This is a genomic window from Roseinatronobacter sp. S2 (genome assembly GCF_029581395.1).
In the GTDB taxonomy this organism is placed as follows: domain Bacteria; phylum Pseudomonadota; class Alphaproteobacteria; order Rhodobacterales; family Rhodobacteraceae; genus Roseinatronobacter.
This window is the reverse complement of the sequence record NZ_CP121113.1, coordinates 3,253,658-3,269,780: the sequence shown is the minus strand read 5'-3', so window position 1 is coordinate 3,269,780 and position 16,123 is coordinate 3,253,658. Positions and strand designations below refer to the sequence as shown.

General features: G+C 59.9%; 14 protein-coding genes. 4 read left to right on the top strand and 10 right to left on the bottom strand.

Annotation, left to right across the window (positions count from 1 at the left end; translation table 11 throughout):
* Positions 1-58: 58 nt before the first annotated feature.
* Together P8S53_RS15745 and P8S53_RS15740 are read left to right on the top strand one after the other, a co-directional pair.
* A complete protein-coding gene (locus tag P8S53_RS15745; protein ID WP_277804927.1) occupies positions 59-949 on the top strand; it encodes a proline/glycine betaine ABC transporter permease in 891 nt (296 codons plus the stop codon).
* A complete protein-coding gene (locus P8S53_RS15740) occupies positions 942-1,970 on the top strand; it encodes a glycine betaine/L-proline ABC transporter ATP-binding protein (RefSeq protein WP_277804926.1) in 1,029 nt (342 codons plus the stop codon). Before P8S53_RS15745 ends, P8S53_RS15740 begins: the two co-directional genes overlap by 8 nt.
* Before the next feature lie 86 nt (positions 1,971-2,056).
* Here the strand turns inward: P8S53_RS15740 and gyrB are convergent, their stop codons facing one another.
* The 10 genes from gyrB to P8S53_RS15690 all read right to left on the bottom strand — a co-directional run bounded on the left by gyrB (position 2,057) and on the right by P8S53_RS15690 (position 14,641).
* The gene (gene gyrB, locus P8S53_RS15735; RefSeq protein ID WP_277804925.1) at positions 2,057-4,474 is read right to left on the bottom strand and encodes a DNA topoisomerase (ATP-hydrolyzing) subunit B; all 2,418 of its coding nucleotides are present in this window, start codon (positions 4,472-4,474) and stop codon (positions 2,057-2,059) included.
* Between the two features lie 129 nt (positions 4,475-4,603).
* Positions 4,604-5,467 carry an agmatinase gene (gene speB / locus P8S53_RS15730; protein WP_277804924.1) on the bottom strand — a complete coding sequence of 288 codons (864 nt, stop codon included), beginning with the start codon at positions 5,465-5,467 and terminating at the stop codon, positions 4,604-4,606.
* Positions 5,464-6,630 (bottom strand): carboxynorspermidine decarboxylase, encoded by a 1,167-nt coding sequence (locus tag P8S53_RS15725; RefSeq protein ID WP_277804923.1) that lies wholly within the window; start codon positions 6,628-6,630, stop codon positions 5,464-5,466. Before P8S53_RS15725 ends, speB begins: the two co-directional genes overlap by 4 nt.
* The gene (locus P8S53_RS15720) at positions 6,630-7,853 is read right to left on the bottom strand and encodes a saccharopine dehydrogenase family protein (RefSeq protein WP_277804922.1); all 1,224 of its coding nucleotides are present in this window, start codon (positions 7,851-7,853) and stop codon (positions 6,630-6,632) included. The genes P8S53_RS15725 and P8S53_RS15720 overlap by 1 nt, the downstream gene beginning before the upstream one ends.
* Positions 7,846-9,750: a biosynthetic arginine decarboxylase gene (gene speA / locus P8S53_RS15715; RefSeq protein ID WP_277804921.1), complete on the bottom strand. Its 1,905-nt coding sequence runs from the start codon at positions 9,748-9,750 to the stop codon at positions 7,846-7,848. Before speA ends, P8S53_RS15720 begins: the two co-directional genes overlap by 8 nt.
* A 105-nt stretch (positions 9,751-9,855) precedes the next feature.
* Positions 9,856-10,851, bottom strand: a complete 996-nt coding sequence (gene lpxK, locus P8S53_RS15710; protein ID WP_277804920.1) for a tetraacyldisaccharide 4'-kinase — start codon at positions 10,849-10,851, stop codon at positions 9,856-9,858.
* Positions 10,851-12,071: a 3-deoxy-D-manno-octulosonic acid transferase gene (locus P8S53_RS15705; protein ID WP_277804919.1), complete on the bottom strand. Its 1,221-nt coding sequence runs from the start codon at positions 12,069-12,071 to the stop codon at positions 10,851-10,853. The genes lpxK and P8S53_RS15705 overlap by 1 nt, the downstream gene beginning before the upstream one ends.
* A gap of 14 nt (positions 12,072-12,085) precedes the next feature.
* On the bottom strand, positions 12,086-12,331 hold the full coding sequence (locus tag P8S53_RS15700) for a DUF4170 domain-containing protein (RefSeq protein ID WP_277804918.1): 246 nt from the start codon (positions 12,329-12,331) through the stop codon (positions 12,086-12,088).
* Between the two features lie 170 nt (positions 12,332-12,501).
* Positions 12,502-13,293: a 3'(2'),5'-bisphosphate nucleotidase CysQ gene (locus P8S53_RS15695; RefSeq protein WP_277804917.1), complete on the bottom strand. Its 792-nt coding sequence runs from the start codon at positions 13,291-13,293 to the stop codon at positions 12,502-12,504.
* Entirely contained in the window at positions 13,280-14,641 is a 1,362-nt protein-coding gene (locus P8S53_RS15690) for a TldD/PmbA family protein (RefSeq protein ID WP_277804916.1), read from the bottom strand. The genes P8S53_RS15695 and P8S53_RS15690 overlap by 14 nt, the downstream gene beginning before the upstream one ends.
* A 182-nt stretch (positions 14,642-14,823) precedes the next feature.
* On the opposite strand from P8S53_RS15690, the gene aroQ reads away from it, so the two are divergent.
* Together aroQ and P8S53_RS15680 are read left to right on the top strand one after the other, a co-directional pair.
* Positions 14,824-15,267, top strand: a complete 444-nt coding sequence (aroQ, locus tag P8S53_RS15685; RefSeq protein WP_306417955.1) for a type II 3-dehydroquinate dehydratase — start codon at positions 14,824-14,826, stop codon at positions 15,265-15,267.
* A gap of 115 nt (positions 15,268-15,382) precedes the next feature.
* The gene (locus P8S53_RS15680; protein ID WP_277804914.1) at positions 15,383-16,078 is read left to right on the top strand and encodes a response regulator transcription factor; all 696 of its coding nucleotides are present in this window, start codon (positions 15,383-15,385) and stop codon (positions 16,076-16,078) included.
* Positions 16,079-16,123: the final 45 nt, after the last annotated feature.

Here is a 16,123-nt window from a genome sequence, read left to right as displayed (position 1 = left end):
CATATTTTGCGGGCCTTTCGCGCATTGGGACAGCACATCTGAATCAGAGGGCAGATAAATGGAATTTTTCAGGGAATTTCCGTCATTGTCGCGCGCGGAACTGGCGTCGTTGCGCCGGTCCATTGACGGGTCGTTTCGTGACTTCACGCGCAGTTGGGCGGAAACGCTTGAAAGCTTCTTTCATCCGTTGTTGCGGTTTCTGGTCTGGTTTGAGAACCTGTTGCTGGCCACGCCCTGGCCGGTCATCCTGCTTGTGATCGGGGGCCTGTGCTATGCGGGGGCGCGCAGCTGGAAAATTACCGCAGCGTCTGTGCTGGCCTTTGTGGTGATCGGCTATTTCGGCATGTGGGACGATACCATGTCGACACTGGCGATTATTTCAGTGGCAACATTCCTGTGTATCGCGATTGGCATTCCTGTGGGCATTCTGATGGCGCGGTCCGACAGGATGCAGGCCACCATCACGCCGGTTCTGGATGTGATGCAAACCATCCCGTCCTTTGTGTATCTGATCCCCGTTGTCATGTTGCTGGGCATTGGCAAGGTGCCGGGGCTGATTGCGGTGTGCATCTATGCCATTCCGCCGATTGTGCGCCTGACCAATCTGGGTATCCGGCTGGTGGACAAGGATATTCTGGAAGCGGCTGATGCCTTTGGTGCCTCGCCGCGTCAAAAACTGTGGGGGGTGCAGGTGCCACTGGCCTTGCCCAATATTTTTGCGGGCGTGAACCAGACTATCATGATGGCGCTGGCGATGGTGGTGATTGCATCCATGATCGGCGTGCAGGGGTTGGGCGTGCCGGTGTTGCGGGCCATTTCCAACCAGTATCTGGCGCTGGGCGTCATGAACGGGCTGGCGATTGTTGCGCTGGCCATCATTTTCGACCGTGTGTCGCAAACCTATGGCAAGCGGTTGCAGGCCCACCGCAAGGGGCATGGCCATGACTGATGCCACTGGGATTGATGCCAAGGTTCGCATCCGCAACCTGTATAAAATCTTCGGCAGGGCACCCCAAAAGGTGCTGCCGCTGGTCAAGGCTGGCTTGTCCAAGACCGATTTGCTGGATCAGCATAACCATGTTCTGGGCATTCAGGATGTGTCGCTGGATATTCCGGAAAAGCAGATACAGGTGGTTATGGGCCTGTCGGGTTCGGGCAAATCGACATTGATACGCCATATCAACCGCCTGATCGAACCGACAGCGGGTGAAATTCTGATAGACGGTGAAGATGTGCTGACCATGTCGGCCAGCCAGTTGCAGGATTTGCGGCGCTTCAAGGCATCGATGGTGTTTCAGAAATTCGGGCTGCTGCCCCATCGCAGGATCATCGAGAATGTGGCGTATGGTCTGGTCGTCCAGGGTAAAAGCGATGCAGATTCCAGCAAACGTGCCCGTCACTGGATCGACCGTGTGGGTCTAAGCGGGTATGAAGACCACTACCCCGCGCAACTGTCAGGCGGCATGCAGCAACGTGTGGGTCTGGCCCGTGCGCTGGCCACAGATGCGGAAATCCTGCTGATGGATGAAGCGTTTTCTGCGCTTGATCCCTTGATCCGCTATGACATGCAGTCAATCTTGCTGGAATTGCAAAACGAACTGCACAAGACGATCATCTTTATCACCCATGATCTTGATGAAGCCCTGCGCCTTGGCGACAATATTGCCATATTGCGGGACGGGGCGATGGTGCAACAAGGCGATGCGCAAGAGATCGTTTTGCAACCTGCCGACGACTACATCCGTGATTTCATCAAGGATATCAATCGCGGGCGGGTCATTCGTCTGGGGAGTCTGGCATCCGGACAAGCGCCAGAAGGCGGGGCCGTCCTGTCAGGGACCACGTTGCTGGAAGATGCGCTGTCCCAGCTTGTGGATGCGCCGGGCCAGCGGCTTGCGGTATCGGACAAGACTGGCAAGGTGATCGGGGCGGTTAACCTGAAAGATGCGCTGCAAGCGATGCGGTCCTGAAGGCCGGATGTGTTGTGAACATGAAAACAGGGGGCAAGAATGCCCCCTGTTTTCTTTGTGCTGCATAGTTCAGTCAGGCATAGGCCCTATGCGTCAAGGTTTTCCACGCTCAGGGCGTTGCGCTGGATAAATTCGCGGCGGGGTTCCACCACATCGCCCATCAGTTTGGTGAAAATGTCATCCGCTTCGGCCAGATCATCAACCTTGACCTGCAACAGGGTGCGCGCTTCGGGGTCCAGCGTGGTTTCCCACAACTGGTTTGGGTTCATTTCGCCAAGGCCCTTGTAGCGTTGCAGCGATAGCCCTTTTTCACCTTCGGCCAGAATTGCATCCAGCAGGTCGACGGGGCCATAGATTTTCTGCTTGCGGTCACGGCGCACCAGTTCCGCGGGCTGGCTGTAGATGTCCTGAAGCGTTTGTGTGTGCGTGGCCAGCCTGCGGGCCTCGCCCGAGCGCAGCACGCCACCATCCAGCCTGCGCACTTCTTCCACGCCGCGCAAGACGCGCGACAGGCGCAAACCGCCATCCTGCGTGGGGCGTCCCTGCCAGCCGCGCTCGTATTCGGCGGCGATCAGGTCCAGACGGCTGGCCACCGTGTCGGCCAGTTCCTGCGGGTGGCTGGCCAGCGCTTCGGCCAGCAGTGCACCGGCAATCGTGGCCTGTTCCAGAATATGCTGCGGGTAATGCGTGGGAAATGCCGCCAGCGACCGGCGCACGACACGCGCTTCGGTTACCACGCGCGCCAGATCCTGCCCGGTGATTTCCTCGCCCGTGGCCAGCCGCAATATGACGCCATCGACACCTTGTTCGATCAGGTAATCTTCCAGCGCGGGCTTGTCTTTCAGATAGACTTCAGACTTGCCGCGGGCCACTTTGAACAAGGGTGGTTCGGCAATATACAGATACCCGCCTTCGATCAGTTCGGGCATTTGCCGGAAGAAGAAGGTCAGCAACAGCGTGCGGATATGCGCGCCATCGACATCCGCATCGGTCATGATGATGATCTTGTGATAGCGCAGTTTTGCGATGTCGAATTCGTCGCGGCCGATCCCGGTGCCAAGTGCTGTAATCAGCGTGCCGATTTCCTGCGATCCGAGCATCCGGTCAAAGCGCGCGCGTTCCACGTTCAGGATTTTCCCGCGCAGTGGCAGCACCGCCTGATTCTGGCGGCTTCGGCCCTGTTTCGCGGACCCACCGGCCGAGTCCCCCTCGACCAGAAACAATTCCGATTTGGAGGGGTCGCGTTCCTGACAATCGGCCAGTTTGCCCGGCAGGCTGGCCACGTCCAGCGCGGTCTTGCGCCGTGTCAGGTCGCGCGCCTTGCGCGCCGCTTCGCGGGCAACGGCGGCTTCGATGATCTTGCCGACGATGGATCTGGCATGCGCAGGGTTTTCTTCGAACCATTCGGCCAGCTTTTCATTGACCAGCGATTCAACGGCGGGGCGCACTTCGCTGGACACCAGCTTGTCTTTGGTCTGGCTGGAGAATTTGGGGTCCGGCACTTTGACCGACAGCACACAGGTCAGCCCTTCGCGGGCATCATCACCAGTGAAGCTGATCTTTTCCTTCTTGGCGATGCCGCTGGACTGCGCATAGGCGTTGATTGTGCGTGTCAGCGCGCCACGAAACCCCGCCATATGGCTGCCGCCATCGCGTTGCGGGATGTTGTTGGTAAAGGGCAGCACTGTTTCATGGTAGCTGTCATTCCACCACATCGCCACTTCAACACCGATATCGTCGCGTTCGCCCTGAATGTAGATGGGTTCAGGCATAACAGGCGATTTGGAGCGGTCCAGATGGCGGACAAATTCGCGCACGCCGCCTTCATAAAACAGTTCCGATCGCAGCATTTCCGCGGGGCGGTGATCTTCCAGAATGATGCGCACGCCGGAATTCAGAAAGGCCAGTTCGCGCAGTCGGTTCTCAAGCGTCTTGAAGCTGTATTCAAGGTTCGAAAACGTGTCGAGCGATGCCAGAAACCGAACTTCGGTGCCGGTTTTATTGCCCGCATCGCCCACGACTTCCAGATGGCGCACTGTGTCCCCGCGTTCAAAGCGCGCGATATGTTCCTTGCCTGCGCGCCACACGCGCAGTTCCAGCCAATCCGACAGGGCGTTCACAACCGAAACCCCCACACCGTGCAAGCCACCCGACACTTTGTAGGAATTGCTGTCGAATTTGCCGCCCGCGTGCAGCTGGGTCATGATGACCTCGGCGGCGGAAACGCCTTCTTCGGTGTGAATATCGGTGGGAATGCCGCGCCCGTTATCCATGACCGACACGGAATTGTCAGCATGGATGGTAACGGTCACAAAATCTGCGTGGCCCGCCAATGCTTCATCAATGCCGTTATCGACGACCTCATAGACCATATGATGCAGGCCAGACCCGTCATCGGTGTCACCAATATACATGCCGGGGCGTTTGCGCACGGCATCCAACCCCTTGAGAACCTTGATCGAATCGGCGCCATATTCTTCGCGCTTCACGGCATCAGCAGACATGTAGGAAAATCCTTGTTAGACTGCCACAGTTATAGGCAGTTCAGGCGGGATTGTCACGCCCAAGACACAATATTTAGCGTTTGTAACGCTCATCACCCTACAGCCCCCGGAATGGGGGGGCGGGCGGCGTCAGGCCTGTTCGTTTTGCAGCACAATCCCGATCAGGGCATAAGTCAGTTGCGCCGCTGTAAAGTCCCAGACATCCGCGCCATCAATGGGGGCCAGTTCAACCACATCAAGGCCCACGCAGCGCCGCCCCTTCAGGGCAGAGCGCACCAGCGCAAGCGATTGATAATACCCCAGACCGCCGGGAACGGGCGTGCCGGTGGCGGGCATGATGGCCGCATCCAGTCCGTCCACATCGAACGTGACATAGACATCTTCGGGGAAATCAGCGGGCAGGGTGACATCGTGAATATTGCCTGTGACCAGTTCTTCCGCATCAATGAAAATAACGTTGTTGCGCGCGCGGCAGTCCACTTCTTCGGCACACAGGGCGCGCACGCCATATTGCGCAAGTGGCAGGCCTTCTTCCTCGGTCAGCAGTTGCATCACGGATGCATGGGAATGGCGAAACCCCTGATAGGCGCGGCGCAGGTCTGCATGTGCGTCGATCTGGATAATGCCGATGGGGCGGTCCAGCGCGCGTTTTACGCCCATGACGGCGGCCCATGTCAGGCTGTGTTCCCCCCCCAGCGTAACGGGAACCTGCCCCGCGCGTGCAATCCCCTCGGTGCGGGTGGCAAGGGCAGACAGTGCTGTGTCCAGTGGTCCGGTGCAGTCGATGGGCGGCGTTGTGCAAATTCCTGCCGTGCAGGGTTCAACCCCGCGCCACAGGCGTTCCAACTGGTCCGATGCAGTGATCAGCGCGGCAGGCCCATCAGCCGTGCCAGACCCGTAGGACACGGTTTTTTCCAGCGGCATTGGCACGACATGAAAGCGCGCATTGGGGCTGCGTTCAGTGACGGACAATTCGGAATTCAGGAAGATCATGACAGGCGGCCTTTGAAGTCGGTGTAATCGAACTGGCGCACAATGCGCAGCGCGTCAGTTGTGCTGTTCCAGATGGCAAGGGACGGCAGGCGCACACCGTTGAAGGTGGTGGTTTTCACCATCGAATAATGCGCCTGATCCAGAAATGCGATGCGTGCGCCGATGTCGGGCATTCTATCAAACGCATAGCGCCCGATCACATCACCCGCCAGACAGCTTGGCCCGCCAAGCCGCACATGCACGTCGCCCCCTTCGCCCAGCAGTGCGGGTCGGTAGGGGGCCTCGATCACGTCAGGCATGTGGCAGGTGGCGGAAATATCCACAATGGCGTTCGGGCCGTCATTTTCGACAATGTCCAGCACTTCGCCCACCAGAATGCCGCAATCCAGCGCCACCGCTTCGCCCGGTTCAAGATAGCAGTGCAAGCCTGTCTCATCCCTCACGCGGTGCAGGAATGCAATCAGCCCCTCGCGGTCATAATCGGCGCGGGTAATGTGGTGGCCGCCGCCGAAATTGATCCATTTCAGATGCGGGGCAAGCGCGCGGATGCGCGGTGCGATATGGTCCCAGATGGCCAGCAGCGGGTCCAGATCCTGTTCGCAAAGGGTGTGCATATGCAACCCGTCCACGCCGTCTAGCGCGCTTGCGTCGATTTGGTCCAGCGGCGTGCCAAGGCGTGATCCGGGTGCTGCGGGGTCATACTTTGCGTCGTCGCCCAGCGGCAAGCCGGGGTTGAAGCGCAGGCCGACATGCACATCTTTGCCTGCGCCCTTGATCATCGGCAAAAAGCGGTCTTTCGCGGCAGGGGTGTTGAAGATGATATGGTCCGACAGCGCAATGATTTCACCCATTTCATCGGGCTTGTAGCCCGCTGAATAGGTTTCCACGATCCCGCCGTAATGCTCGCGCCCAAGGCGTGCTTCCCACAGGCCGGACGCGCAAACGCCCGACAGGTAGCGGCTGACTAAGGGGGCCAGCGACCACATCGAAAACGCCTTTAACGCGCATAAAACCGTCGCGCCGGAGCGCGCCTGAATATCGGCCAGAACCTGAAGGTTCTGCTCCAGCCGCGCCTCGTCCACCACGAAACAGGGGGACGGAACGCGTGTCAGGTCAAACCCCCGAAACGCGCCCGGATCGCCCGCATGGGTCTGCATCGCCATCAGAAATCAACCGGCCCTGACAATTCGACAACCTGCCACGGCAAGCCGTGCTGGTTCAGCAGTTCCATGAACGGATCGGGGTCCAGCTGTTCGGTGTTGAACACGCCCGCGCCCGACCATGTGCCATTCAGCATCAATGCCGCGCCAATCATGGCGGGCACGCCGGTCGTGTAGCTGACCGCTTGCGACCCCACTTCGCGGAAGCATTCTTCATGGTCGCAGATATTGTAGATATAGACGGTCTTTTCGCCCGACCCGTCCTTGGCAGGGCCAGTGATGATGTCACCGATATTGGTCTTGCCCTTGGTGCGTTCGCCCAAGTCCCCGGGGTTGGGCAGCACGGCTTTCAGGAATTGCAGCGGGATGACTTGCTGGCCGTTATACTCCACAGGGTCAATGCCCGTCATGCCCACATTCTGCAATACGGTGACATGATTGATATAGGCATCACCAAAGGTCATCCAGAAGCGCGCGCGTTCGATTTCGGGGAAATGGGTCACAAGGGATTCCAGTTCCTCGTGATACATCAGATACATGTTCTTTTCGCCGACCGCTTCAAAATCGAACGGCACTTTGGCGGACATGGGCGGGCTGGTGACCCAGCCGCCATTTTCCCAATGCTTTACTTCGGCGGTCACTTCGCGGATGTTGATTTCGGGGTTGAAATTGGTGGCAAACGGATGGCCGTGATCGCCGCCATTGCAATCCAGAATGTCGATCTGGCGAATGCCTGACAGGTGGTGCTTGCGCACATATGTGGCGAAAATGCTGGTCACACCGGGGTCAAAACCAACGCCCAGCGTGGCCATAAGCCCCGCTTGTTTAAACTGGTCATGCAGTTTCCACTGGTGCGAATATTCAAACTTCGCTTCCTCGGGTGGTTCATAATTGGCGGTGTCCAGATAATGCACGCCGGTTTTCAGGCAAGCCTCCATCAGGGCCAGATCCTGATAGGGCAGCGCCAGATTGACCAGAAGCGCGGGTTTCACGGTTTCAATCAGGGCAACTGTCTGGGCCACGTCATCGGCATCGACCTGATAGGTTTCGATCACCTGCCCCGTGCGCGCCTTGATGGATGCGGCAATCGCGTCGCATTTGGACAGCGTGCGGCTGGCCACAGCAATACGGCCCGGAAACAGGTCGCGGTTCATTGCCATTTTATGCAGGGTAACAGATGCGACGCCACCAGCGCCGATGACCAGAACGTCCTTGTTGTCAGCCATGGGTATGCTCCTCATGTTCGTAATAGGTGTAGCCGTTGATGGCATGGCGATAGGTTTCCATCAGCATGCGCCGCTGCGACGGGTTCAGCGTGCCATTGCGCACCCCCCGTTCAACGATGCGCTTGAATGCATCAAGGCATTGTTTGGGTTCATATTCGACATAGGCCATCACTTCGGCCACTGTGTCGCCTTCGACTTCGTGCTGCAATTCCAGCACGCCATCTTCATTGAAATCCACTGTCACGACATTGGTATCGCCAAACAGGTTGTGCAGATCGCCCAGCGTTTCCTGATATGCGCCAACAAGGAAAATGCCGATGAAATAGCGTTCATTGGGGCGCAGTTCATGGACGGGCAGCGCGTTTCCAATGCCGTCGCCCAGAACAAACTGGTCAATCTTGCCGTCACTGTCGCAGGTGATGTCTGACAATACGGCGCGGCGGGTCGGCACCTCGTTCAGGCGCTGCAAGGGCGCAATGGGCACCAACTGGTCAATCGCCCAGACATCTGGCAAGGACTGGAACAGGCTGAAATTCGCACGGTAAATGTCGCGATGCGCGGACAGTTCTTCAAGCACTTCCTGCGGCACATCGGGCGTTTGCGCGACCAGATCCTTGATGCGGCCCACGACATACAGGAAAATCTGTTCGGCGCGCGCGACTTCTTCAATCCCGATGACGCCGCGGCGGAACAGGGCGCGCAATTCTTCGCGGTAATATTCGGCATCGTTCAGGCATTCCTGCATGCGACGCGGTGACAGATAGCCCACAATCGCGGCCATATCCGACAGCATGTGATGATCGTCTTCTTCCGGTGTGATCGGCGCAGAGCGGTCGAAATAGCTGGCTTCCAGAATGTCGGACAGCAGCATTGACGAATAGGCCACAATCGCACGGCCGGATTCGGTGACCAGCGTGGGATGCGGCACGTCGGCTTCATCCATCTGGTATTTGACGGTTTCAACGATATTGGCGCAGTATTCTTCCAATGTGTAATTGACCGAATTGTCAGACGCGCGCGCCTCGCCGGTGTAGTCGATGCCAAGTCCGCCGCCCAGATCCAGATAGGTCAGCGGCACGCCAAGGCGGCGCAATTCTGTATAGAACCGGCAGGCTTCATCAACGGCCTGTCGAATATCCAGCATCTGTGGCACTTGTGACCCCAGATGCGAATGTTGCAACACCAGACAATCCAGCATGTCTTCGCCGCGCAATTTGTCGATCAGGTCCACCACTTCCTTGGTGGTCAGCCCGAAGGTGGACCGGTCGCCGGAACTGTCGGCCCAGTTACCGCTGACCCTGCGTGTCAGCTTGATGCGCACGCCCAATGCGGGCTTTTCGCCCAGACGCTTGGCTTCTGCGATGACAGTGTCCGCTTCGGCGGGGCTTTCGATGACCAGAACGCAGTTGATGCCCGCCTTGCGCGCCAGAATGCCAAGGCGGATGAATTCGGCGTCCTTGATGCCATTGCAGATCAGCAGCGCATCTTTCGGCAAATCCCGCGACAGGGCCAGAATCAATTCGGGCTTGGACCCCGCTTCCAGCCCGAATGTATAAGGGCGCCCGTAATCAACGATACGGTCAATCACTTCGGCCTGTTGGTTTACCTTGATGGGAAAAACGCCCCGATAGGGGGCCTGATACCCGTTTGCGGCAATGGCCTGCGCGAATGCATCGTTCAGGGATTCAAGTTGCCTGCGCAAAAAGGCACCCACACGCACCAGAACGGGTGTCTGCACGCCGCGCGCATCAAGGTTGTTCAGCAGTTCCCGCAGGCTGATCGCGGGCGCATCAGGACGTGCAGGGTTGACGATGCCCAGATCCCCATTCTCCAGAGGGGCAAACATCCCCGCCCCCCAACGGTGAATCCCGTAGGTCTGAAACACTTGATCCGGCATGAATTGTCCCACCCTTCTTGTGCAGTGACATAAGCAGCCCGCATAGGAAATCCATGTAACAAACGCAAGAAATTCCGTTGGGTTCCGGTGGATTAATGGGGGGCGTCAGCTGTGCGTCAGGGCCTGAAGCGCCGCATCCAACCTGCCCGCATCCTCAAACTGCAACCGCACCGGCAAGGTCAGAACCTTGCGCCGGAAGCTATGAGGCAGGCGCACTGCATCTTTTTCGGTGGTGACCAGTTGCGCCCCCAAGGCGGTCGCTTCCAGCTCAAGCCGTTTCATCAACCCTTCGGACAGGGGTTGGTGATCGCTCAGCGCTTCGGCGCGCAGGATTTCCGCGCCTTCGTGACGCAGTGTCACAAAGAATTTTTCCGGATGCCCGATGCCTGCGAAGGCCAGAACCCGCAGTCCCTGCCATGTCATGCCCATTTGCAGCGGGTCCAGCCGCGCGGTCATATGCGGGCATGTTATCTGCGCGCCCCAACGGGTGGCGAACTGGCGCTGCGCGGCGCTGCCCCCGATGGACATGACCAGATCTGCACGCGCCAGCCCCGCCGCCACGGGTTCGCGCAAGGGGCCTGCCGGAATAACGCGCCCGTTGCCGAAACCTGTGGCCGCGTCAACCACGACAATCGCCATATCCTTGGACAGGGAGGGGTTTTGAAACCCGTCATCCATAACCAGCACCTGCGCGCCCGCATCCACTGCGGCGCGCGCCCCTGCCGCACGGTCGCGCGCAACCCAGACAGGGGTAAAGGCCGCCAGCAGCAGCGGTTCATCGCCCACATGGGCGGCGCTGTGCTGACCTTCGCGGACCTGAACAGGCCCTTCCAGACGCCCCCCGTAGCCGCGCGAAATGACATGCGGCGTGCACCCAAGCGCTTGCAGCTTCTGGACAATGGCAATCACCGTCGGCGTCTTGCCGGTGCCGCCGATGTTCAGATTGCCGACACAGATTACTGGCACCGGCGCTTGCCATTGCGGCGCGCGGGCCACGCGGCGCGCCGTCCCCGCCGCGTAAACCGCCCCAAGGGGTGCCAGCAGGCGCGCAAGCGCGGCGGGCTTGTCCGGGGGCGCATGCCAGAATGCGGGCGGGCGCATCAGGCCGCCCCTGCGGAGTCGAGTGTTTCCAGAAGGGTGGCGATGATCATATCGGCGGTTTCTGCCCCTTCCGACACAACCTGCCATCCCTGATGGGCCATTTGTGCGGCCTGATCGGGGCGCAGGGCGGAACAAATCGCCTGACCCAGGGCCTCGGCGCGCTGAATGCGGCTTGTGGCCCTGGCACTGGTCAGGCGCTGGAACGCATCACCAAACTGTCCGGTTTCGCGCCCGTGCACGATAGCGCAACCCAAACCCGCCGCTTCCATGGGCGTGACCGTTGCGCCGGTCTTGTCAAGGCTGCCGCCGATATAGCAAGCGACAGCCAGCCGATACCAAAGCCCGCGTTCGCCTTCGGTATCGACAATATAAACTTGGGTGTCGGGTGTGATCTGGTCATCGACCGACCGCAGCGCCGTGTTGAATTTCGGGGTAAGTTCCGCCTTCAGCGTTGTGCCGCGCATCGGGTCCAGCGGGTGCAGGATCAGCGCAACACGGTGGGAATCGCGCAGGGCCGCGCGATGGGCGGCAACAATCGTCGCTTCTTCGATTTCAGGCACCCCGATGGCCAGCCAGACAGTTCGCTGACGAAAGCTTTGGGCCAGTGCATCGCGTTCCGCCTCATTACACCCAAGGGCCATGGGCGCATCATTCAGCGGGCCGGACAGAAGCATTCTGTCAGTGGCAACGCCCGCTTTTGCCCAGCCCGTGCGTTGTGCGGGCGTGGACAGAAAGACACGGTGAACACGCCCCATCAGATTTGCGGACAAGCCCGGAATATGCCCCCAGAATCCCGGAAAACGGGGGCTGTCCATATCGGCAATCAAGATCTTCGCCCCGGCGGCCGCCGCAATGCTGATTATTGCGACAGGCAGCCGTTGCACGGCGACCAGAACGGTGACTGGGGCCAGTCGGGACATGATTTCCGTGATAGTCTCCACGCGGTCCGCCGCGATCGCCAGCGCCGCGCGGCCGGGTATTTCCGCCGGTGGCTGCAACCCCGCGACATAGCTTAGCAACACCGACACATGCTTGCCCTGCTGCGCCTGCTGGTGCATCAGGGCCTCTGACAATGCATCAAGTTGTCCGACCGCATGCTGGTTGTCAGCATGCAGCCAGATAACAGGGCCGTCCAGATGTGGCACGGGTGCCGCGCCGGGGGACTTGCCCGCGCGGTGGTGCCACAGCAGATATAGCCGTTCAGACGCAGAATGCTGCATGGGTGTGCCGTCTATCAGCCTTCCAGTGTGCGTGTCGGGCTGGTTTCGTCGCTTTCTTCGATCAGGCGGTGCAGATGGGCGATGAAATAGCGTGTTTCGGCGCTGTCAACGGTGCGCTGGGCGGCGTTCTTCCATGCAGCATGTGCGGAGGCATAATCCGGAAACAGGCCAACAATATCAATTGCGTCAGTGTCAACGAATTCCGTGCCGCGCGGGTCTGTCAATTCGCCGCCGAAAACCAGATGCAGGCGTTTTTTCATGGCATTTCCTTTCAGTGTGGGACGTCGCCCACCATTCTTGTGGATTTCGCATACAGGGACAGGCGCTTTTCACCATGCGGGCTTTAAAAAAGCAATAATTTGTGCGCGCCTTTTGCTGTTTGCGCAAGTGGGACGCGTTTTGCGCATGGGTTATATGCGCAATCGCGCCATTAGCCTGCGCGTTGGGGCTTGCGCAGATCGATCAACGCGTCGTGCATGACTGCGCCGGCTGCGATTATTCCGTCCGAACGCGGGGATCGGGTGTTGAACAGCAGGTTATGTCCCGCCCCGTCGCTGACCTTGCCGCCAGCTTCTGCGATCAGCAACGCGCCTGCGACAATATCCCAATGCCATGTCGGGCGCAGGGACAGCATTGCATCGAATTGCCCTTCGGCAACCAGCGCCATGCGCCATGCCAGTGACGAACGAAAATGCGGTGCGATCAGGGGCACGCCCCCTTGCCACAGGTCGGGCGTGAATTGTGACTTGGGGGCCAGCACGCGCGCGCCTGTCACCGCGCGCCGGTCTGCGGCACTGATGGCGCGCCCGTTCAGGAATGCCCCCTGTCCGCGCGCGGCATAATAGGTCAGATTCGGCACCGGCAGATGCACGACTGCGGCGGTGGGCAGGCCATGCTCGACCACGGCAAGGGCATGTGCAAAACCCTGCTGCCCCTGTGCGAAGGCGCGGGTGCCGTCAATCGGGTCGATGATGAAAACACGGTCATGCGCCAGCCTGTCGGGCGTGTCGCGGGTTTCTTCGGACAGCCACCCGTAATCGGGGCGCGCCGCCCGCAGGACGTTGTGCAGCATCCGGTCTATTTCAAGATCGGCATCTGTCACCGGCCCTTGCCCGTCGGGCTTTTGCCAGACTGTTGGTCCCGCCTTCAGGTGGCGCAGTGCGATCTGCCCGGCATCCTGCGCGGCGCGTATCAGCAGGTTCAGATCATCATTCGCCAGCAAGCATCATCCCTTCCACCAGAAGCGAGGGCACGACGCTGGACAGGTGGTCCTGTGCGTCATTGGCCGGAATGATCCGGCGCAGCATGTCGCGTAGATTGCCCGCAATGGTGCATTCATTCACCGGATAGGCGATTTTGCCGTTTTCTACCCAGAACCCGCTGGCCCCGCGCGAATAATCGCCCGTGTTGGGGTTGATGGTGGACCCGATCAGCGATGTGACAAGAAGCCCTGTTCCCATGTCAGCGATCAATTCGGCATGTGTCTTGGTGCCCTGCGTCAAAATCACATTGGATGTTGACGGGCTGGGGGGCGCGGATGTGCCGCGCACTGCGTTTGCCGTGCTGTCCAGCCCCAGTTTGCGCGCGCTTGCCAGATCCAGAACCCATGATTGCAGGACACCATCTTGCACAAGTGCCTTTTTGCGGCTGGCCAGCCCTTCTGCGTCGAACGGGCGGCTGCCGGACCGGCGAATGCGCAGCGGGTCTTCATGCAGGGAAATGCCATCGGGCAGAACGGGTGTGCCCATCGCATCGCGCAACCAGCTTGATCCGCGTGAAATGGCGCTGCCATTGATTGCGCCCAGCAAATGCCCGATCAGGCTGGAGGCGATGCGTTCATCATACAGCACCGGATATGTGCCGGTTTTGGGCCTGCGCGCGCCTGCCCGCGCAATGGTGCGTTCTGCGGCAAGGTTGCCGACATACTCGGCGCTGGGCAGGTCCGCCTGAAAAATGCGCCCCTCGCCGCACCAGTCGCGTTCCATGCCGGTGCCTTCGCCGCTGATGGCCACGCAGGACATGTGGCGCGAACTGCGCGCATAGCCCCCTTCAAACCCGTTACTGGCCGCCATCCACACGGCCTGCTGGCCATACGCGGCGGATGCAGATTGCACCTGTGTCACGCCCTTGACGGCCAGTGCCGCCGCTTCGGCGCGGCGCGCGTCCTCTTCCAGCGCTGCGGGGTCAGGCTCGGGGCTGGGATCGAACAACTCCAGCCCGTCGGCGCTGCGCAAATCTGCCAGCTGGTCAGGGTCGGCCAGTCCGGCATAGGGGTCTTCGGGGGCTTCGCGCGCCATGGCAACGGCGCGGCTGGCCATGGCCTGCAAGGTCTCAGGCCGCGTATCCGACGATGAAATGCACGCCTGACGCTGACCGATGAACACGCGCAACCCGATATCCAGCCCTTCGGCGCGTTCTGCCTGTTCCAGCCCGCCCTTGCGCACGTCGATGGACACCGAGCGCCCCTCGATGGCGATGGCGTCGGCGGCATCAGCGCCCGCCGCCCGCGCGGCGGCAAGAAGGGCCTGTGTCACAGGCGACAGGGCATCGGTCAGGGGGGTGCTGGACATATCTGGCCTTTGGTCGGTTGATGAAACTTCGCCCAGATGTAAGCCGAACCTGCCGCGAATGAAATGCCCGCGCGCGTTTTTATGTGCCAAACTGTCCGCACAACCGGCACGCGCTGCATCTTGGCACTTTTCGCACAGGCAGGGCTGTGGCACTAAGGGGGCCAGTTGCGAAAGGATAGATGATGCCGCTTCCGATGATCCATATACTGAACGGCCCGAACCTGAACCTTCTGGGGCGCCGCCAACCCGAAATCTACGGCCACGAAACCCTTGACGATGTGGCGCGTGATTGTGCGGCGCTGGCGCAGGAAATGGGCGTCGAGGCGGCGCTGTTCCAGTCCAACCACGAAGGCGAAATCGTGGATATGATCCATACCGCCCGCGATGCGGCGCGCGCCATCATCATCAACCCGGGGGCCTATTCGCATACATCCGTGGCCATTCTGGATGCGCTGAACACCTTTGACGGGCCAGTGATGGAAGTTCATATTTCCAACATCCACAAGCGCGAGACCTTCCGCCATCATTCTTATGTCAGTGCGCGCGCTGACGGGGTTATCGCAGGCTGCGGGACGCTTGGCTATCAACTGGCGCTGCGTCGCGTGGTGGCACTGTTGGCGACCTGATATCCGTCTGATGCAGCCCCTTGCACCATAGGACTTAAGAGGGGGCACACTTTCCGGTCGAAATGCGCTATAAGTGCGGATGGGACGAAATGACGGGTAAACAATGAGAGCCAGAATGATCACCATCGGGGCAGCCGCAGGCAAAGATACCGACATGATCATGATCATCGACGATCACCCGCTGTTTTGCGAAGCCCTGCAAATGACATTGACAGAAACGCTGGCCGTTACCCGTATCCATGCCACCAGTTCGCTGGGTCAGGCGCTTGAAGACCTGCGCAGCGGAATGGAACCGGATGCCATTTTGCTGGACCTGAACCTGCCTGATGTGGCCGGTCTGGACGGGTTGATGCGGCTGCGCAACGCGGTTCCCGGTGTGCCGGTGGTGGTGGTGTCGTCCATGGCTGATGACCGGATTGTAACCGCCGTGCTGCAAGCCGGTGCTGCGGGTTTCGTGCCCAAGCACAGCCCCCGCGAAGGGTTTGTCGCGGCCATTCGTCAGGTCATGCAGGGCGGGACGTATACCCCTGAAAGTTACGCCCCGCCAACCGGCACTGATGGCAGTGGTGAACAGGCCGTGGTTGACAAGCTGGCCACCCTGACGCCGCAGCAGGGCAGGATTCTGGCGCTGGTTTGCGAAGGGTATCTGAACAAGCAAATTGCGTTCGAATTGTCGATCAGTGAAACCACGGTCAAGGCCCATGTCACGGCGATATTGCGCAAAATGGGCGCACAAAGCCGGACACAGGCCGTGCGCATCGCCAATTCTGCGTCTTTCGCGTCGATCTTGCGCGATGGTGGCATGTCCTGACACAAAGCGCAATGGGCGGCGGCGCGCGTGGACCTTGGGGGAAGG